The sequence below is a fragment of the Nocardioides sp. genome (assembly GCF_044226765.1).
In the GTDB taxonomy this organism is placed as follows: domain Bacteria; phylum Actinomycetota; class Actinomycetes; order Propionibacteriales; family Nocardioidaceae; genus Nocardioides.
Genome location: NZ_JBGAGJ010000004.1, coordinates 30,760 through 49,792 on the forward strand (window position 1 = coordinate 30,760; position 19,033 = coordinate 49,792).

Genomic DNA, 19,033 nt, shown 5'->3' on the forward strand with positions numbered 1-19,033 from the left:
TCAGGCTTCCGCGAGGTCGTAGGGGTCGGCGACGTCGAGCAGGCGCGAGGACCGCGCCCGCAGCTCGTCGTCGCTGATCTGCCAGGTGTGGCCGGCGTGGTCCGCGCTCCGCACGGACACGAAGTTGAAGCGGTCGGCGGCGTAGACGGTCAGGCCCGCCGCGCGTACGTCGGCGAGGAACGCGGTGTCGACGCCGCGCGGCAGGTCCTGGAAGCGGATCCGCCTCGCGACCGCGGCGCTGGTCAGCAGGGTGCCGCCCTGGACCTGGCGCACGAAGCGGTGCTCGGAGTCGCCGAACCGCAGCAGCGTGTCGCCGCTGGCCTCGAGCAGCACCAGGTGCGCCCACTTGCCGGTCACGTCCGCACCGGAGTAGTCCAGCGCGCGGACCAGGTCGGTGAGGTAGTGCGTGCCGTAGAAGTTGTCGTCGTCCATCTTCGCGACGAGCTCACCGCCCGCCGCGTCGACGCCGAGGTCGAGGCAGGCGCCGAGGGTGAGCTCCGCCGCGGCCGGCACCAGGACCACCCGCGGCACCCCGGCCTCGTCGGCGCGCCGGCGCAGCTCCTCCTCGTCGGGGACGAAGCCGTGCGTGACCAGCACCAGCTCGAGCTCGCGGTGGGACTGGCGGCCGACCGACCGCAGCACGTGGTCGAGCTGGTGGGGACGCCGGGTGGCGACCACCGCGCTGACGGTCGGCGCTGCCGTGCCGCGCACCGCCCGGTCCAGCCCGACCGCGCGGAGGACGGTGTCGACCCGGTGCGAGAGGAGGTGCTCGTCGTGCACGCGGCGGTGCGCCTGCAGCGCCAGCCGGTCGCGCGCGTCGTCGTCGGTGAGCAGCAGGTCGAGCGCCGCCCGGGTCTGCCCGGCGTCCTCGACGACCGTGACCGCGCGGCCGAAGAAGGGCTCGATGCTCGCGGCCGGCGCCGACACGACCGCGGTCTGCGCGGCCGAGAGCTCGAAGAGACGACGCGAGCAGATCGTCTTGCTGCCCGTCACGGAGTTGACGTTGAGGAAGACCCGGTACGCCGTGTACGCGGCCAGCATCTGCTCGTAGGGAAGCGAGCCGACGACGGCGCGACGGTAGGGCTGGGGGAAGCGGTAGCGCCGGCCACCGCGCTGCCACCGCGACCAGATGTGCAGCCCGTGGTCGAGCGCGGGCTCCAGGACGAACTCCATCTGCTCGCGACGCTCGGGGTGCTTGTCGGCGAACCAGGTGCCGGCGAAGGCCACGTCGTACGGCCGCGGGCCGGCGGGCCCCTGACGGACCGGCCCCCGACGGACTGGCCCCCGACGAACTGGGTTGTGGAGCCGTGGCTGGGCCGCGAACGGCAGCAGCTCGACGCGGTCGTGGCCGAGGTCGCGCTGGTAGTCCGGGATCCGGTCGGCGTCGACGGTGAAGACCTGGTCGAAGAGCCGGGCCGTCGGCAGGAACCGGTCGTAGCCGGGCGGGTCCTCCTTGTTCCAGAAGACCGTCGGGATCCCCTCGCGGCGGCACCACGCGACCAGGGCGCGCAGCTCCTGGCTGGGGCCGGTCGAGCCGGTCATGTGCAGGCGCCACCGGTCCTGGTTGCCGTGCCACGCCGACTCCACGACGAGCAGATCGGGGCGCTGCTCCTCCAGCACCTGCTGCCAGTCGTCGGGCCCGAAGGTGACCTGCGCCCACTCGTAGCCGAAGGCGAGCTCGGAGAACGGGTCGAGGACGACCGCGACCCGCAGGTCCGGCCGGGCGGGCGCCGTCGCGGGGAGGGGGTACGCCGGCAGCCGGGGCCGGCCGCGCAGCAGCCGCCGGATCATGCGGCCACCCCCGACCCGCCATCGGGTGCGGAGGCGAGCAGGTCGGCGAGCACCTCGGCGATCCGCTCGCCGGCGCGCCCGTCCCACAGCGGTGGCACCCGGGGCGCCGGCGTCCCGGCCGCGAGGACCCGCTCGACCTGCCAGGGCAGGTCCTCCCGGGTGACCAGGCGGTTGGTGCCGTGGGTGATCGTGACCGGACGCTCGGTGTTGGGGCGCAGGGTCAGGCACGGGACGTTGAGGACGGTGGTCTCCTCCTGCACCCCGCCGGAGTCGGTGACGACGACGTCGGCGCCGCGGACCAGGCCGAGGAACTCGACGTACCCGAGCGGGTCGACGACCCGGACCGCCGGGTGGTCCTCGAGGCCGGCCGCCTCGAGGCCCGGGCGGCCGCGCGGGTGCAGCGGCAGGACGACCTCGACCTGGTCGGCGACGGCGTGCACCGTCTTGACCAGCGCGTGGGCGTCGGCCCGGTCGTCGACGTTCGCGGGTCGGTGCAGGGTCGCGACCGCGTAGCGCCCCGCGAGCCCGTGCCGCTCCCGCGCGCCGGCGGCGTCGAACGCGTCGAGGTGGGCGAGCAGGGTGTCGATCATCGGGTTGCCGACCAGGTGGATCCGGCCGGCGGGCACGCCCTCGGCCGCGAGGTGGGCGACGGCGTCGGCACTGGTGGCCAGCAGCAGGTCGGAGAGCCGGTCGGTGACCACCCGGTTGACCTCCTCGGGCATGGACCGGTCGAAGCTGCGCAGGCCGGCCTCGACGTGGGCGACCGGGATCTGCAGCTTCGCGGCGACCAGGGCGGCGCCGACGGTCGAGTTGACGTCGCCGTACACCACCACGACGTCGGGTCGCTCCTCGAGGAACACCGCCTCCAGCCCGGTCATCACGGCGGCCGCCTGCTGGGCGTGCGACCCGGAGCCGACGCCGAGGTCGACGTCGGGCTCGGGCAGTCCGAGCTGGCGGAAGAAGACCTCCGACATCCGCTCGTCGTAGTGCTGGCCGGTGTGCACCAGACGCTGCCGGACGCGGGGCTCCCGGGCGGCGAGCGCGCGGAGGACCGGCGCGGCCTTGGGGAAGTTCGGGCGGGCGCCGGTGACGTGAACGGCGAGCGGGGACATCGATCGACCTCCGAGCGGGACCGGGGTGTCGTTATGGACCTAACTCTAGTAACTTACTATAGAATTCCTGCCAGCCCGACCCGGCGTGTCGCACGCCACCCGCCACCACCTGCCGACCACCTGCCGACCCAGCCACCGAAGGAGGACCGTCGTGAGCACACCGGTCCTCCCCCGCGCCGGCCGCGCGCCGAAGAAGGCCCCGTGGAAGGTGGTGTGGGACGTGCCCGCCCTGGGCTCGGTCGCGCTGCGGCACCTGGTACGCGACACCGACCACGTCCGCGGGGTGCCGCTGCCCGGCCGGTCCGGTCCGGAGTACGCCGCCGCGCTGGCCGCGCTGCAGGCCGGCGACCTCGGGCGCGCGCGCGACCTCGCCCGCCGCGGCGGGCCCGTCGGACGGGTCCTGGCGCGCCTGGTCGAGGGCGACCTCGCGCTCCTGACCGCCCCGCTCCCCGAGCCGCCGCTCCGGTCCGCGCCCGTCCCGGCCGGGCTCGACCGGGTGCTGCACCTGGTCACCAACGCCCTGCCAGAGACCGTCGCCGGCTACACGCTGCGCACCCAGGGCATCGCCGGGGCGCAGCGCCGGGCCGGCCACCACGTGGACGTCGTGACCCGCCTGGGCTTCCCGGTCCTCAAGGGCCACCTCGCCGCGAGTCCCACCGTGGCGGTGCAGGGCGTCCCGCACCACCGACTGCTGCCCGGGCGGCTGCCGCTGCGCGCCGACGACTGCCTGGCCGCCGACGTCGCCCGGTCGGCCCGGCTGGTCGAGCGGCTGCAACCGACGGTCCTGCACGCCCACAGCAACCACGCCAACGGACGGGTCGGGCTCGCGCTGCGCCGGCGGTACGGCGTCCCGCTGGTCTACGAGGTGCGCGGCCTGCTGGAGGAGACCTGGCTCAGCCGGACCGCGCGACCGGGCGGCCCGGACCCCGACGCCCTCGCGAGCGACTTCTACCGGCTCACCCGCGCCGCCGAGACGGGCGTGATGCGGGCGGCCGACGCCGTGGTCACGCTCAGCGCGGCGATGCGCGCGGAGGTCGTGTCACGCGGGGTGCCCGCCGAGCGGGTGCACGTCGTCCCCAACGGCGTCGACCCGTCCTGGCTGGCGGCCGCGCCGACGGCGTACCCCGCGGACGGCCCGCTGACCGTCGGCCTCGGCGGCACCCTCAACGACTACGAGGGCGTGGACGTGCTGGTCCAGGCTGTCGCGCTGCTGCGCGGGGCCGGTCACGACGTGCGCCTGCTCGTGGTCGGGGACGGCCCGGCCCGCGAAGCGCTGGAGAAGCGCGCCGCCGACCTCGGCGTGGCCGACGTCGCGACCTTCACCGGCCGTCTCCCGCACGAGGCCCTCGTCGCGGCGTACCGCGACCTCGACGTCTTCTGCCTCCCGCGCCTCGACCTGCCGGTGACCCGGCTGGTCCCCCCACTGAAGCCGGTCGAGGCCATGGCCCTCGGCATCCCGGTCGTCGCGTCCGACCTGCCCCCGCTCCGTGAGCTGGTCGGCAGCGACCGCGGCCGGCTGGTCCCGCCCGGCGACCCCGCCGCCCTCGCCACGGCGATCGCCGCGCTGACGCCGGCCGCCACCCGCCGCGCCCTCGGCACCGCGGCCCGCTCCTGGGTCGCGGCCACCCGCAGCTGGGACGTCGCGGCCACGACCTACCAGGACGTCTACGCCGACGCCCACACCGATCCCCGCACCACCACCCGAGGAGAGACCCCATGACCGACCAGTCCCCCGCCGGGCCCGACCTCGACCTCGTCGTGGTCGGACTCGGGTACGTCGGCCTGCCGCTCGCCCAGGAGGCGACCCGCGCCGGGCTCACCGTCGCGGGCCTCGACATCGACCGGGCCGGCGTCGACGGACTCAACGCCGGCCGCTCCCACGTCGACGACCTGAGCGACGACGACGTCGCGGCGATGGTCGCCGCCGGCTTCCGGGCGACCACCGACCCCGAGGTCCTCGCCGCCGCGGACACGGTGGTGATCTGCGTGCCGACGCCGCTCGGCGCCGAGGGCGGCCCGGACCTCACCGCCATCCGCGCCGCCGTGGACGCGACCGCGGCGCACCTGCGCCCCGGGCAGCTGGTCGTCCTCGAGTCGACGACCTACCCCGGCACCACCGACGAGGTCGTGCGACCGGCGCTCGAGCAGGCCGGCGGGCTGGTCGCCGGCGAGGACTTCCACCTCGCCTTCTCCCCCGAGCGCATCGACCCGGGCAACCCCACCTGGGGCCTGGCCAACACCCCGAAGGTCGTCGGCGGCCTGACCCCGGCCTGCACCGCCCGCGCCGCGGCCTTCTACGGCAAGTTCGTCACGACCGTCGTCGAGGCCTCCGGCACGCGCGAGGCGGAGACGGCCAAGCTGCTGGAGAACACGTACCGACACATCAACATCGCCCTGGTCAACGAGATGGCGCGGTTCTGCCACGAGCTCGGCATCGACCTGTGGGACGTGATCCGCTGCGCGTCGAGCAAGCCGTTCGGGTTCCAGGCGTTCTACCCGGGGCCGGGCGTGGGCGGGCACTGCATCCCGATCGACCCCAACTACCTGTCCCACAACGTCCGCGCCAAGCTGGGCTACCCGTTCCGGTTCGTCGAGCTCGCCCAGGAGATCAACGCGACGATGCCGTCCTACGTGGCGCGCCGGGCGCAGAACCTCCTCAACGAGCACGGCAAGGCGATCCACGGCTCGTCGGTGCTGCTGCTGGGCGTGACCTACAAGGCCGACATCGGCGACCAGCGGGAGTCGCCGGCGGTGCCGCTGGCCAAGCACCTGGACCTGCTCGGCGCCCGGGTGGTCTACCACGACCCGCACGTGGAGGAGTGGGAGCCGGGTGTCCCCGTGTCGCGCGCGTCGGACCTCGAGACCGCGCTGGCGTTCGCCGACCTGGTGGTGCTCGTCCAGCCGCACACGGCGTACGACGTCGCCGACCTCGCGTCGCGGTCCCGACTCTTCTTCGACACCCGCGGCGTCACCGTCGGCGAGGAGGCGCACCGCCTGTGATCACCGCATGAGCGCCCTCGCGGCGATCGCGGCCCAGCACGGCCTCGCCCCGGTGGGCGTGCGCCCGCCGCTGCGCCGCTACGTCGCCGAGGTCTGGCGCCGGCGCCACTTCGCGGTGGTGCTGGCGTCGTCCAAGGCGTACGCACGCAACCAGGGCGGCTACCTGGGCCAGCTCTGGGCGGTGCTCACGCCGGTGCTGTGGGCCTGCGTCTACCTCGTCGTCTTCGGCGTGGTGCTCAGGACGAGCCGGGGCGTGGAGAACTTCCCCGGCTTCCTCGTCATCGGGGTCTTCCTCTTCCACTTCTCGACCTCGTCGATCTCCAACGGCTCCAAGTCGATCACCGGCAACAGCGAGCTGATCGGCTCCCTGGAGTTCCCGCGCGCCCTGCTGCCGATCGCGGCCGTGATGGCCGAGCTGTTCACGCTGCTGCCAGCCCTGGCGGTGATGCTGGCGGTCGTGCCGCTCACCGGGGAGCCCGTGCAGGCCTCGTGGCTGCTGCTCGCCCCGGCGGTGACCCTGCAGTGGGTCTTCGGCACCGGGGTCGCGTTCGTGTGCGCCCGGCTGGTCGCCGACCACCGCGACCTCGGCCGGCTGGTGCCGTTCGTCCTGCGCGTGCTGATGTACACCTCCGGCGTCTTCTTCGCCATCGACCACTACGTCCGGGACGACACCGCGGCCGCCGTGCTGCAGCACCAGCCGATCGCGGTCTACCTCGACCTGGGCCGCGCCGCGCTCCTGGAGGGCGTCACGGTCGGCCCCGCGATGTGGCTGTGGGGGCTGGGGTGGGCACTGCTCGCCGGGATCGGTGGCTTCTGGTTCTTCTGGCGCGCGGAGGAGCGGTACGCCCGTGGCTGAGCACCCCGCTGTCGAGCCCCGGCCCGACCGCCCGTCGCTGATCGTGGACGACGTCCACGTCCAGTACGTCACGTACGGCGGCCGGCGACCGAGCGGCACGTCGTGGACCTCGCGGCTGCGCCGCCACGTCGGCGCCGTCGACGTCGTGCAGGCGGTCCGCGGCGTCACCTTCGTCGCGCACCACGGCGAGTCCATCGGCATCATCGGCCACAACGGGTCGGGCAAGAGCACGCTGCTGCGCGCGATCGCCGGCGCGCTCCCCACCGCGCAGGGTGCGATCTGGGCCGAGGGCCGCGCGGCGCTGCTGGGCGTCAACGCCGCCCTGATGCGCGACCTGTCGGGCCACCGCAACATCCTGCTCGGCGGGCTGGCGCTCGGCCTGACGCCCGACCAGGTGGCCGAGCGCTACGACGAGGTCGTCGAGTTCGCGGGCATCGGCGACTTCCTGCACCTGCCGATGCGGGCCTACTCCTCCGGGATGAGCGCGCGGCTGCGGTTCGCGATCTCCTCGGCGGCCCGCCCCGACATCTTGATGATCGACGAGGCACTGGCGACCGGCGACGCCGAGTTCCGGCAGCGCAGCAAGGCCCGCGTCGAGGAGATCGTGGAGACCTCGGGCACCGTGCTCCTGGTCAGCCACTCGATGTCGACCGTCCGCAGCATGTGCGACCGGGTGCTGTGGCTCGACCACGGCCAGCTGGTGGCCGACGGACCCACCGCCGACGTGCTCGAGGAGTACTCCGAGCGCACCGGCCTGCCCACCGCCCGGCCCCGCCCGCGGGTCGTGTCATGACCGCGCCCCGGGCCCTCGTCGTCACCGTCGTCCACCACCCCGAGGACGCCAGGATCCGGCACCGCCAGGTCGCGGCCCTGCTCGACGCGGGGTGGCGGGTCACCTACGCCGCGCCGTTCCACGCGTACGCCGTCACCCCGACGCCGTGCCCCGGACTCACGCACGTCGACCTGCCCCGGGCCCGGGGCCGGCACCGGCTGCGGGCGCTGGCCGGCGCCCGGTCGGTGCTGCGGCGAGACGCCGCGGGCCACGACGTCGTCCTGCTCCACGACCCCGAGCTGCTCCTGGCCGCCCGTGGGCTGCGGCTCCCGCCGGTCGTGTGGGACGTGCACGAGGACACCGCGGCCAGCACCACCCTGAAGCCCTGGCTGCCCGGGCCCGCCCGCGGTCCGGTGGCCCGGATGGTGGGCCGCTTCGAGCGCGGCGCCGAAGACCGGGTGCACCTGCTGCTGGCCGAGGAGGAGTACCGCTCACGGTTCCGGCGGCCGCACCCCGTCGTCCCCAACACCACGACCGTGCCGGCGAGCGTGCCACCGCCCGACGAGCCGCGGGTCGTGTACGTCGGCCACCTCAGCCGCGCCCGCGGCGTCGAGGAGATGGTCGAGCTCGGTCGGCTCCTGCACGACCGGACCGCCGGGCGGTTGCGAGTGCAGCTGGTCGGCGCCGCCGACACCGCCGCGGCCGCGGCCCTGGCCGACGCGCCACCCGGGGTCGAGTGGCTCGGCTTCCGCCCGCACAACGAGGCGATGCGGGTGCTCGACGGCGCGCTGGCGGGGCTGTCGCTGCTGCACGACGAGCCGAACTACCGGGTCTCCCAGCCGACCAAGGTGGTCGAGTACCTCGCCCACGGGGTGCCCGCCGTCACCACCGCGCTGCCGCGCGCGGCGACGCTCGTCGACGGGGTCGGCGCGGGGGTCGTCGTACCCTTCCGGGACGGGCGGGCCGACCCGGGCGAGGTCGCCGACCTGGTCGTCGCGCTGGACCGCAACCCGGCCGTCCGGGGGCGGATGGCCGCCCGGGGTCGCGCTCACGCCGCCGCGCACCTGGACTGGCGGCGCCAGGCACCGGCCTTCGTCGGCCGGCTGGCGGCCGTCGCCGGCCTCGGCCCCGTCGCTCCCGCCGGTCCCCCGCCGGCGCTCAGTGGCTCAGGATCGTGGTCCGCTCGGACGGTGCGTGGATGACCAGGTCGGCCCCGCCGACCTGCTCCAGCCGGCCGCTGATCCGGAAGACCGGGCGGCAGGCCGCCGAGCGGCTCACCCGCACGACCCCCTGGCTGAAGACCATGGCGTGGTGGATGGTCGGCGTCACCCGGCGCAGCGTCGAGAACTCCTGCGGGCGGGCGCACGGGTCGCCGCGCCGGTCGAGCTGGACGGCGGTGACCACCGACCGCACCCGGCTGCCCGTCGTCTCGACGCGGTCGGCGCAGAGCTCGCGCCCCGCGGTCGAGGCGTCCCGGCTACCGCCGACCGACGAGCAGGTGGTGACCTTGTGGTCGCTGGTGACCGTGAAGGCCGTGCCGGCGGGGTCGACCCGGGTCACCACCTGGATCGGCGACCAGCTCTGCCCGCGACCGAGCACCCTGGACCGCGCGTCGGTCTCCAGGGACCGCGCCCACCAGCCCAGCGGCTGGCTGACGGACAGGGAGGAGCCGGCGTCGACGTACCAGCGGTTCGCGGAGGCGTAGCCGCTCGCCACCGGCCGCGGGCGCAGCCCGGTGGCGACCAGCACGCACCCGACCATGCCGGTGCGCGGCACGTCGTACACGAAGCGCGGCGTGAACCTGGCGCCGGAGCCGCGCACCAGGTTCTGGGTCGCGCCGGCGCTCGCCACGCCACCGCCGGTCGGCGAGCAGCTGACCGACACCGCCGCCATCAGTGCGCTGTCCGGGGTCGTGGCCGGCTGCCGGGCGATCACGTCGGCCGTGACGGACCGGCGCTCGCCCTGGCGCGCCCAGAAGGTCACCGAGAAGACCCGGACGACGCGGTCCGGGTCCGTGCTCGGCAGGTATGCCGGCACCGTGCGCCCATCGTCCGCGCGGGTGTCCCGGTAGCCGCTGGGAGCGGCCGCGGCCGACGCGGTCTGGGCCGACGCGGTCTGGGCCGGCGCCCCCGCAGGGAGGCCCAGCACCAGCCCTCCCGCCAGCAGGAGGGCGAGCAGCAGCCCGCAACGACCCACATCGCACCCTTCGTCGCACCCTCGACGGCCCGCCCCGGGCCTGGCGCCCACGCTAGGGAGGCGGGCTGCGGATGTCCCGCGAAGGGCGTCATCGTCGAGGTCGTCGTTGCCGAACCGGCTATCGGCGGGGCCTGTCACCGCCCGTGGTCGGTGGAGGCCGCGGGGTGCGCCGCGCAGCGCCCCCGGCCGCCCGGGACGACGCTCCTATGGTTCGTCAAGTGGTGATGGGGCGGTTTTCGAGTAGGCGGTAGAGGTCTCTGGCGATGTAGCGCTTGAGGCATCGTTTGATCTCTCGTGGTGTCTTGCCTTCGGTGGTGCGGCGAGCGACGTAGTCGCGGGTGTCCTGGTCGTAGCGGATGCGTGAGAGCGCGATGGTGTGCAGGGCCCTGTTGAGTTGGCGGTCGCCGTAGCGGTTGAGCCGGTGTCGGGTGGTGATCTTGCCGCTGTTGGCCTTGATGGGGGCGACGCCGGCGAGCTTGGCGAACGCGGCTTCGGAGTGGATGCGACCGGGGTGGGACCAGGCGCACAGGACGGTCGCGGCCACGATGGGTCCGATGCCGGGCTGCGCGAGCAGGTCGGGTCGCCACCGGCCGACGATGGTCTTGATCGCCTTCTGATGGTCGGCGGCCTCCTGGGCGAGGGCCTGGGCGCGGCGGGCCAGGGACCGCAGGGCGGTGACCGTGGTGGTGGTCTCGGTGTCCCAGGAGGCGTGGGTTCGCAGGGCAGCGGCAGTCTTGATCATCGCGGGCAGCTGTTGGCCACGGAACCGGTCACGGATCTGCTCGGGGGCAGCGATGACCAGGCTGAACACCTGCCGCTGTGCGTCGGTGCCGGCCTGGACCGCGGAGCGTCGTGCAGCCAGCAGCACCGATAGGGCTTGGCGTTCCCCGCCCTGGCGCGGGGTGCCCCACCGGGGTCGCGCGAGCGCCTCGCGGGCAGCACGGACCGCGTCGAGGGGGTCGGACTTCTCCCCGTTGCGGCGTTGGGCCCGCTCGGGACGGTCGAGCTCGATGACCAGCTCCTCACCGCGAGCCAGGTGGTGGGCCAGGCCCGCGCCGTGACAGCCGGTGCCCTCGATCGCCCAGGCGCGCAGCACCGCGTGTTGGTCAGCGAACTCCACCAGCTGGGCGTAGCCCTCGGCGTTGGCTTCGACGGTGATCTCGTCGAGCACCCCACCGGTGCGGACGTCGATGGCGGCCGCGGCGTGGGTGTCGACGTGGGTGTCGACGCCGATCACGACGTCGACCAGATCACTTAGATCGGTCAGACTGGTCATGCGTTCCTCCTTGCCTGGGAGTGGATGTGGATCCGGTCCGGGCGGAGAAATCGGCAGGACTGTGATGAGACACGACGGGTGGGTCAACACCCGACGGTCAAGCTCCTGATCAGGCCAGCTACTCCGACCCGGGCCGGGGCCGAGGACCACGAGCGGACAAGTCGCCCCAAGGGCACGAAGCCAGTCATCCGACGGGTCACACCCGCAGCCCTCGACCCACAGCCCAGCACCATCAGGCTGCCAACGGAATCCTCACAGTCATCCGATCCGGTCACCCCGACAACCACCCCTGCATGACATCCCGCGGGGTCGGCGGCGGCGCCCGGCGGCGCTTGGGGTTGTCAGGCTCTTCCTGACGTTGTCGGGGGTTGCAACGCCTGACAACGTCATGAAGAGCCTGACAACCCTGGATGAATCCCCGGCTGACCGGGGATTCATCCACTCCCCACGACCGATCGACAGCTCAGTCGAGCACGCCGGGGGCGGCGTCCTCGTCGTCGAGCCAGTCCTCGGCGGCGTCGAAGCCGTCGGAGCGGCGCCGCTTCTCGTCGGTGCCGCGGCCCCCGCGTCCGGAGGCGACCGCGCCGGTGCCCCGGGCACCGGACGCGCCCCGGCTGCCCCTCGTACCGCTGCGCCGGCCCGCCGAGGCGGCGGAGCCGGCGCCCGAGCGGGCACCCGACCGGGCCGCTGCGGAGCCGCTGCGGGCGCTGGTGCCCGAGCCGCCGGTGCCGGCCGCGCCCACGGCGCCGGGCCGCCCCAGCGTCCCGGAGACCCCGGTGCGCGCCGTGCTGCCGATGCCGCGGACCCCGCTGGCCGCGGTGCCCGATCCGGTGGTGACCGGGGCGACCGAGGCACCGCGCACGCCTCCGGCCGCGAGGCCGGTGCCGAGCAGCCCGCCGGTCGCACCGCCCGCCGCCGCCCCGGCGAGCCCGACGCCGGTGCCGGCGCTCACCCCGGGCGCGGAGGCGCCGGTCGCGCCGAGGACGCCACCGGCGGCCCCGCCGGTGGCCGGGAGGCCGGCCGGGTCGACCGCACCGCCCCCCTGCGGTGCGCCGACGCCGCCGGTCCCACCGGAGGTGGTGCCGGAGGTCGTGCCGCCGACGTGGGTGCCGGGGTGGGTCGTGGGTGTGGCGACCGAGCCCCCGTGGGAGCCCCCGGACGGCACCGAGCCGCCCGCGCCGCCGACGCCGCCGCCCGAGCCGCCCGAGCCGCCCGAGCCGCCGGAGCCGCCACCGACGCTCCCCCCGGACCCACCGGCGCCGTCGCGGTCGGGCTGAGGGTCCGGCTCGCCGTGGATCCGGCGCATCGTCGCCGCGGACCGGTCGAAGACCCGGTCCATCGCGTCCGCCTGGCGCCGCGCGCGCTCCTCCTGGTCGGCGTACGCCGCCTGGTACTGCTGGTGGGCCTGCCGGCTGCGCGCCTCGTCCTGCAGGTCCGCCTCGGACGGCGGTCCGGACGGGCGGCGGTAGGGCGGCGGCTCGGTCAACGAGTGAGCGGCGAGGTCGGTCTGCTCGGAGCGGGCGGCGCGGATGACGTCCGCGGCGGCGCGCAGTGCCTGGGCTCCCTCGACCAGCTGGGCGGCCCTGTCACCCATGTGCTGGGCGGAGCGGTGGAACGCCGCGTCGACGGCCGGTCCCGTCCGGCCCCCGATCCGCTCCTTGACCTGCGGCGACGCCGTGGCCAGCGACATGCTGATCCGCTGGAGGATGCCCCGGCACCGGTCCCACTCCTGGGCGTGCCGCTCGAGATCGCCGTCGCTGGCTCCCTGCAGGGCGCGGTCGAGCCGGGCCCGCTGCGGTCCACCCACGTCAGCCCTCCTCGCCCGCGCCGGTGGGCGCCTGGCTGGTGGGCAGCGTGCACGCCGCGTTCGTGCCGAAGTCCGGCGCCGCGACGCAGGCCGTCGACTGGGCGAGACCGCTGAGCTCCGCCGCGCTCTGGTGGTCACGGTCGCCGAGGTCGTCGACGAACCCGGCGAGGTTGTCCCGGTAGCCACGCAGCCCGGCGGCCATCTGCACCACAGCGCGGGCGACGTGCTGCTGCGCCACGCTGCTGTGATGGCCGAGCTGCGCGCCGCTGTCGGAGCCGCCGAACACGGCGCCGATCGGACCGACGTTGTTGGTCTCCAGGTCGTCGGCGTTGCGACCCAGCATGCTGCGTACGTCCTCGATGAGGTCCTCGGGCAGGCTGAGCTCCCCGAGCATGTCCAGCGCGTACATGGATTGACTGTTCCTTCCCCCGAGCGAAGGCCGGCTTCGTCTGGGCCCCTGCCCGGGCCGGCGGCCGGTGAAACCTGGTCGGCTACATTCGCGGTCACTGTCTCGGAACCCAGGAGCCACCGATGCGTCGCGTCGTCGTCCCCGTCGTGCTCGGCACCCTCGCGCTGCTCGCCGGCTGCGGCGGCAGCGCCGACCCGGCGCCCGCCCCGGCGCCGTCCTCCCCCTCGGGCTCGTCGGTGTCGCCGTCGGGGTCCCCGAGCGCCGGTGTCGCGTCCGGCGTCGACCTGGTCCGGCCGCACAGCACGGTCACCGCCCCCTCCGGCTGGACCCGGGGCCGCGCGATCTCGAGCGACGCCACCGCCGCCGACAGCCCGGACCGGCTCGCGTACGTCGAGCTCGCGGAGATCGAGGCGTTCGGATCCACCATGGGCGCCGCGGAGTTGGGCCGGACCCGGATCTCCTCGAGCATCGACGCCCGGCCGCCGAGGCTGCTGCCGGTGGCCGAGCTCGACGGGGTGCCGGTCTACCACGTCGCCGGGCTCGTCAACGACGAGCAGTACCTCGAGGAGTACGGCGCGATCCGCGACGACCGGATCGTCACGCTGACCTTCTCGTTCAACACGCGGTTCCCGGCCGGCCGGCGCCAGCAGGTCGTCGAGCAGGTCCTCCCGACGTTCCGCTGGCGCTAGCCGGCCGGCACTCGGTCAGCGACCGGTCAGCGACCGGTCAGCGGCGCAGGGTGCCGGGGAACCAGGCGTCGGTCCACACCCGCTCGGTGTGCACCCGCTGGCCCGGGTACGGCGCGTGCAGCACCATCCGGTGGCCGTGCTTGAACCCGGCGTAGATGCCGACGTGGTAGACGCCGCCGCCGTCGTGGAAGAACATCAGGTCGCCGCGCTTCATGTGCGACCGGCTGATGTGGTGCGCGAAGTGCGCCTGCGCCGACGAGGTGCGCGGCACGTGCCTGAAGCCCGCGTGCCGGAAGGCGTAGTAGACCAGGCCGGAGCAGTCGAAGGCACCGGGCCCGGAGGCGCCGTACGCGTAGGGGTCGCCCTTCTGGTGCATCGCGACGGCCATCGCGCTGCCGACCCGGCCGGCGTGGTGCCCGGCGTGGTGGTGCCCGGCGTGGTGGGGTGCGTGGTGGTGCGGGGTCGCGCCGCGGGCGGTGACGGCCGGGGCGGTGCTCAGCAGTCCGACCGCGAGGGCGCCGCTGGCGAGCAGCCGGACGCCGGTGCGGCCGACGGCGCGGGTGATCGTGGGCATGCGGGACATGTCGGTGGTTCCTTCCCACGCCTGCGAGGTGAGCTGTCGGGTTCGGGCGGAAGCTGCCCGGCCACTGGCTGGTGGCTTCACCCCGAGCGGCCGCGGGACCGCGGGTGCGGTCCGGTGGTGCCGGTGCGGCTGCGAAGGTGGTTCCCCCGCTCCTGCCGTGGTCCGTGGACTCGGGTGCGGCCCCGGGTGGCAGGACTCGGCGTTCGCCCGGGCCGGTGGTGCGTCGTGCACCGAATGTCGACCGTAATCATGGACTTATCGGAAATGCCAACCGGGCGACGGCTCCGACCGTGGCCCGGCTCACACGCCCCGCGGGGATCAGGCGCCCGGCTTGAGCAAGGTCACACCAGGACCCGGCCCTCGTCGAGCCGCACGACCCGGTCGGCGACCTCCCAGACCCGGGGGTCGTGGGTCGCGACCAGGACCGCGGACCCGGCCCCGGCCGCCGCGGCCAGGACGGCGACGACCTGGGCGACGTGGTCGTCGTCCTGGTGCCCGGTCGGCTCGTCGAGCACCGCCAGGCGCGGCGACAGGAGCAGCGCCCGGGCGACGGCGGTGCGCTGCTGCTCGCCGAGCGATGTCTCGCGCACACCGCGACCGGCGAACCCGGCCAGGTCCAGCTCCTCGGCCAGGCGGCCGAACGCGGGCGCCGGGTCGACGCCGGCCCGGTGGGCGGGCAGGCAGACGTTGTCCTCGACGCTGAGCCCGGCGAGGAGCCCGTGCTGCTGGGGCACGACGGCGACCAGCGCCCAGTCCGCCACCGCGGCCACCGGGCGCCCGTCGACGGTGACCGCCCCCTGCTCGGGCACCTCGAGGCCCGCCGCCAGGTGACACACCGTCGACTTGCCGGAGCCCGACGGCCCGGCCAGCGCGACCAGCTCACCGGGCCCGACGGCCAGGCTCACGCCGTGCAGGACCTCGACCCGGCCGGCGCCGGCGCCGTACCCGTGGCTCACGCCGCGGACCTCCAGGCCGGTCACGGCGCGTCCTCGGGCCGCCGCAGGCGGACCTCGTCGCCGTCGGCCTCGACCACGACGAGCCGGTCCGGGAACAGCCCCAGCAGGTCCGGCGGCAGCTGCACCCGACCGGTGGCATCGATCACCGCGGCGGTGCTGCCGCGGCCGGCGGTCTCGCTGGAGACGACGCCGTGGCGCAGCCGCAGCAGCCGGCCCGCGCGGTGCGTGACCCGGTCGTCGTGGCTGCTCACCACGACCGTGGCGCCCGCGGCGGCCGCCGCCAGGAGGGCGTCCATCACGCGGTCGGCGTGCGCGTGGTCCAGCTCGGCGGTCGGCTCGTCGGCGACCACGAGGTCGGGCTGACCGACCAGCGCCATCGCCACGGCGAGCCGCTGCTGCTCGCCGCCCGAGAGCGTCTCGGGCCGGTGCTCGGCGCGGTCGGCCAGCCCCACGGTGGCGAGCGCGGCGTCCGGCTGGTCGCGGCCGGCGCCGCGCCAGGCGGCCACCTGCCGGAGCTGGTCGAGCGCCCGCAGCTGCGGGAAGACGGCGCTCGAGGCCCGCTGCGGGACCACCCCGATCCGGCGCCGCCGCAGCCGCCGCAGCTCGCGGGTGGCTGCCGTGCCCACGTCGCTGCCGAGGACCGTGAGCCGACCGGCGCTGGGCCGGTCGCGCGCGCAGAGCAGCGTCAGCAGGCTGCTCTTGCCGCTGCCGGAGGGCCCCGCGACCACCGTCAGCACGCCCGGTCGCAGCTCCAGCCCGATCCCGCGCAGCGCGTGCGTCTCCCCGGTCGCGGAGCGGAAGACCTTCACCAGGTCCTCGCACGCGACGCTCGGCTGCACCTCAGTCCCCCGCACGCAGCACCTCCGCAGCCTGCCGGCGCCGGGCCAGCACCGTGCCGAGGAGCCAGGCGACCATCACCAGCGCCACGAGGACGGCCACGAGGGCGACGGCGTCCGTCACCGCGGCGCGCGGCCGGGTGAGTGGCGGTACGCCGGCGACGGCGTCGATCGTGGACGGGCCGAGCACCAGAACCGTCGTGGCGACCGCGGCGGCGAGCACGCCGGCGCCCACGGCGTACCCCACCTCCCAGGCCCGGGCGCGGGCGAGGTCGCCGGGACGGTAGCCCATCCGTTGCAGCAGGACGTCCGAGACCGCGTCCCGGTCCGACAGCCGCAGCGCGAGGACGAGGCCGGCGGCGAGGGCGAGCGCGAGGGTCACCGTGCCGAGCGCCAGCACGTAGCCACCCGCCCAGGTGGCGGCCACGAGGCCCTGGCTGACCCGGGCCTGGCCGGCGGTGGTCACGGCGCCGTCGGTCCCGAGCCGGGCCCGCGCCATCTCGTGGCGCAGGTCGGCCACCGACCGGGTGCTCCACAGCGTCGAGGTGAACGCCCCCACGTCCTCGCTCGTGGCGTGCCGCAGCCGGGGGTCGATGGCCGGCGGCGTGCGGCCCAGCAGGCGGAACAGACGGGCGCTGTCGGCCACCACCGTCGTCGAGCCGGCACCGCTCGCCGACCCGGGGAAGGCGTCGACGACGCCGAGCACGTAGATCGGCACCTCGGCCTGGGAGGTGAAGTCGAGCAGGGCCTGGTCCCCCGCCTCGAGGTCGGTGTCCCCGGCGATGATGACCGGCAGGCCCTTCGCGGGCCGGGCCAGGCGGGGCAGCAGGTCGCGCCCGCGGTCGAGCTCGCCGGAGCCGCCCCAGTCGGCGACCGCGGCGAAGGAGGCGGGGTCGACGGCGAGCACGGGGATCTCCCCGAAGACCGGCGGGAGAGAGGCCCCCCTCGACCACACGGCGGTGCTGTTCGCGACCGGTGGGTCCACCGCGCGTGCGGTGCCGTGGCCGCGCAGCTCGTCGGTGAGCTCGATCGTGGTGGTGGCACCGGACAGGGCGGCGGTCTTGTCGGCGACACCCTCCTCGATGCCGCGCTGCACCGCGAGGGTGTAGGCGAACAGCCCCAGCGCCACCGCGACCACACCGGCCAGCGCACCGACCTCGCGCACGACCGGTCCCGAGCGACGGCCGGCGAGCCAACGCGGGGACCCCGGTCGCGCCCGGGACCGTCCTCGCGAGCGCAGCCAGGCGAGCCCACGCAGCACCAGCACCGCCACGCTCGCGGCCACGAGGAACGGGAACACGGTGGTGAGCGGCGTGCTGCTGCGCCGACCGACGTCGACGGTCACGACGGCGACCGCCACCACCACGGTGGCGACCAGCACCGCGCTCCCCCAGGGGATCGCGGCCCCTCCGCGGCCCAGCCGGGAGACCCGGTCGAGACGGTCGGCGGTGAGCGCGGCCAGCCCCGCGGTGAGGGTGAGCAGGGCCAGGGCCACGACGGCGGCCCATCCGGCCCGCTGCACCTGGTCGGACGCGAGCGGACCGCTCGGCACGGCGCCGGGGCCGGCGACCGCCACGCCCAGGTGCGCCAGCGCCAGCCCAGCGGGCACCGCCAGCAGGCACGCCGGCAGCGCCTCCGCCGCCGCGAGCCCAGCCCGCTCCAGGGGGCGCAGTCCCACGCCGGTCGCGAGCAGCTGCTCACGCCGGCGACTCAGCCCGAGCAGCACCCAGGCCGCCACCAGCAGCACGGCGGCGAGCACCTCGCCCCCGACGGCGTAGGGGCGCACCTGGTCGCGGGCCGAGGTCGCCGTGGCGTCGGCCGCCTCGACGACGACCGGCAGGCCGGTCGCGACGCTCAGCTCGGCGGCCTCCGGCCGGCTGGTCATCAGCTGGGCGCGCAGGTCGCTGCTGCCGTCGTACGCGTCGTCGGAGAGGCTCTCGACCGCGTCGACGGCCCGGTGGGCGGCGGCCGGCGTCACGTCCGGATCCAGCCGCAGGTCGGCGACGTAGAAGGGCTCCGCCGCCACCCGCCGGGCGAGCCGGTCGAAGGTCTGCTTGCCGACGATCGCCATGGGGGCGGGCGTCCCGGGGCTCTGCGGGTCGATCGGCAGGAACCAGCGGTCGGCATCGGGCAGCCCCGCCAGCGCCGCGGGCAGCGTGGTGCCCGCGGCGGTGTCGTAGGTGCCGGCCAGCACGACCGGAGCCATCGTGTGCTCGTCGTGGAAGAACGAGTCGATCAGGCCGAGGCGGAACCGGTCGCCGACCCCGATCCCGAGGTCCCGCGCGGCGTCCGCCGAGAGCCACACGCCGTCGGAGGCCGGGTCCCCACCGAGGGCCGCCACGGCGCCGTCGTGGGTCCACAGCACCGCCCGCGACTCGCGGCCGTTCGCGACGGCGACCGCGCGCTTGGACACGCTCTGGGCCGTGCCGGCGCCGGTGAGCACCGGGTCGCCGTACGACGGCAGTCCGGCGAGCCGGGCGAGGACCCCCTCCTCGGCGGTGTCCGCCAACGTGGCGTCCCAGGTGACCCGCAGGTCACCGGAGTCCTGGCCGTAGGGGGTCCCGGCCGTGGCCGCCAGCCCGTCGGCGAGCGCGGTCGCCCGGGCGGTGGCCACGAACAGCGGCGGCGCGACCACCGACCCGACGAACAGGGTCGCTGCCGCCAGCACCAGCAGCAGCCATCCGGGGCTGCGCGTCAACCGGGTCGGCGCGGCCCGCCACAGCGGGGGGAGGGCCGACCGGGTCATCGGG

General features: G+C 75.4%; 16 protein-coding genes and 1 riboswitch. Of the genes, 6 read left to right on the forward strand and 10 right to left on the reverse strand.

Annotated elements, in window-relative coordinates; genetic code table 11:
- Complete coding sequence (locus ACILRH_RS10170; protein WP_395692955.1) at positions 1–1,791, reverse strand: glycosyltransferase; 1,791 nt, start codon at positions 1,789–1,791, stop codon at positions 1–3.
- On the reverse strand, positions 1,788–2,903 hold the full coding sequence (gene wecB / locus ACILRH_RS10175; RefSeq protein WP_395692956.1) for a non-hydrolyzing UDP-N-acetylglucosamine 2-epimerase: 1,116 nt from the start codon (positions 2,901–2,903) through the stop codon (positions 1,788–1,790). The genes ACILRH_RS10170 and wecB overlap by 4 nt, the downstream gene beginning before the upstream one ends.
- A 151-nt stretch (positions 2,904–3,054) precedes the next feature.
- Between wecB and ACILRH_RS10180 the strand changes: the two genes are divergently transcribed.
- Genes ACILRH_RS10180 through ACILRH_RS10200 form a run of 5 tightly spaced genes read left to right on the forward strand, consistent with a single transcriptional unit; the run spans position 3,055 to position 8,733 of the window.
- Positions 3,055–4,623, forward strand: coding sequence for a glycosyltransferase family 4 protein (locus ACILRH_RS10180; protein WP_395692958.1), 1,569 nt, complete (start codon positions 3,055–3,057; stop codon positions 4,621–4,623).
- Positions 4,620–5,903 (forward strand): nucleotide sugar dehydrogenase, encoded by a 1,284-nt coding sequence (locus tag ACILRH_RS10185; RefSeq protein WP_395692960.1) that lies wholly within the window; start codon positions 4,620–4,622, stop codon positions 5,901–5,903. The genes ACILRH_RS10180 and ACILRH_RS10185 overlap by 4 nt, the downstream gene beginning before the upstream one ends.
- Before the next feature lie 7 nt (positions 5,904–5,910).
- Positions 5,911–6,759, forward strand: a complete 849-nt coding sequence (locus ACILRH_RS10190) for an ABC transporter permease (protein ID WP_395692962.1) — start codon at positions 5,911–5,913, stop codon at positions 6,757–6,759.
- Positions 6,752–7,552, forward strand: a complete 801-nt coding sequence (locus tag ACILRH_RS10195) for an ABC transporter ATP-binding protein (RefSeq protein ID WP_395692963.1) — start codon at positions 6,752–6,754, stop codon at positions 7,550–7,552. Before ACILRH_RS10190 ends, ACILRH_RS10195 begins: the two co-directional genes overlap by 8 nt.
- On the forward strand, positions 7,549–8,733 hold the full coding sequence (locus tag ACILRH_RS10200; protein WP_395692964.1) for a glycosyltransferase: 1,185 nt from the start codon (positions 7,549–7,551) through the stop codon (positions 8,731–8,733). Before ACILRH_RS10195 ends, ACILRH_RS10200 begins: the two co-directional genes overlap by 4 nt.
- Here ACILRH_RS10200 and ACILRH_RS10205 read toward each other — a convergent pair.
- The 4 genes from ACILRH_RS10205 to ACILRH_RS10220 all read right to left on the reverse strand — a co-directional run bounded on the left by ACILRH_RS10205 (position 8,690) and on the right by ACILRH_RS10220 (position 13,219).
- Positions 8,690–9,727, reverse strand: coding sequence for a hypothetical protein (locus tag ACILRH_RS10205; protein ID WP_395692965.1), 1,038 nt, complete (start codon positions 9,725–9,727; stop codon positions 8,690–8,692). The genes ACILRH_RS10200 and ACILRH_RS10205 overlap by 44 nt on opposite strands.
- A gap of 214 nt (positions 9,728–9,941) precedes the next feature.
- Entirely contained in the window at positions 9,942–11,003 is a 1,062-nt protein-coding gene (locus ACILRH_RS10210; protein WP_395690555.1) for an IS110 family transposase, read from the reverse strand.
- Positions 11,004–11,466: 463 nt separating this feature from the next.
- Positions 11,467–12,810 carry a hypothetical protein gene (locus ACILRH_RS10215; RefSeq protein ID WP_395692966.1) on the reverse strand — a complete coding sequence of 448 codons (1,344 nt, stop codon included), beginning with the start codon at positions 12,808–12,810 and terminating at the stop codon, positions 11,467–11,469.
- Between the two features lies 1 nt (position 12,811).
- Positions 12,812–13,219, reverse strand: a complete 408-nt coding sequence (locus ACILRH_RS10220; protein ID WP_395692968.1) for a hypothetical protein — start codon at positions 13,217–13,219, stop codon at positions 12,812–12,814.
- A 122-nt stretch (positions 13,220–13,341) separates the two neighbouring features.
- Between ACILRH_RS10220 and ACILRH_RS10225 the strand changes: the two genes are divergently transcribed.
- Positions 13,342–13,908 carry a hypothetical protein gene (locus tag ACILRH_RS10225; protein ID WP_395692970.1) on the forward strand — a complete coding sequence of 189 codons (567 nt, stop codon included), beginning with the start codon at positions 13,342–13,344 and terminating at the stop codon, positions 13,906–13,908.
- Between the two features lie 37 nt (positions 13,909–13,945).
- Here the strand turns inward: ACILRH_RS10225 and ACILRH_RS10230 are convergent, their stop codons facing one another.
- From ACILRH_RS10230 to ACILRH_RS10245, 4 genes are all read right to left on the reverse strand, one after another.
- The gene (locus ACILRH_RS10230) at positions 13,946–14,491 is read right to left on the reverse strand and encodes a C40 family peptidase (RefSeq protein WP_395692971.1); all 546 of its coding nucleotides are present in this window, start codon (positions 14,489–14,491) and stop codon (positions 13,946–13,948) included.
- Between the two features lie 20 nt (positions 14,492–14,511).
- Positions 14,512–14,665, reverse strand: a riboswitch (cyclic di-AMP (ydaO/yuaA leader).
- 167 nt (positions 14,666–14,832) lie between these two features.
- Positions 14,833–15,471, reverse strand: coding sequence for an ABC transporter ATP-binding protein (locus ACILRH_RS10235; protein WP_395692972.1), 639 nt, complete (start codon positions 15,469–15,471; stop codon positions 14,833–14,835).
- Positions 15,468–16,301 carry an ABC transporter ATP-binding protein gene (locus tag ACILRH_RS10240; RefSeq protein WP_395692973.1) on the reverse strand — a complete coding sequence of 278 codons (834 nt, stop codon included), beginning with the start codon at positions 16,299–16,301 and terminating at the stop codon, positions 15,468–15,470. The genes ACILRH_RS10235 and ACILRH_RS10240 overlap by 4 nt, the downstream gene beginning before the upstream one ends.
- Complete coding sequence (locus ACILRH_RS10245) at positions 16,288–19,029, reverse strand: hypothetical protein (RefSeq protein ID WP_395692975.1); 2,742 nt, start codon at positions 19,027–19,029, stop codon at positions 16,288–16,290. The genes ACILRH_RS10240 and ACILRH_RS10245 overlap by 14 nt, the downstream gene beginning before the upstream one ends.
- Positions 19,030–19,033: the final 4 nt, after the last annotated feature.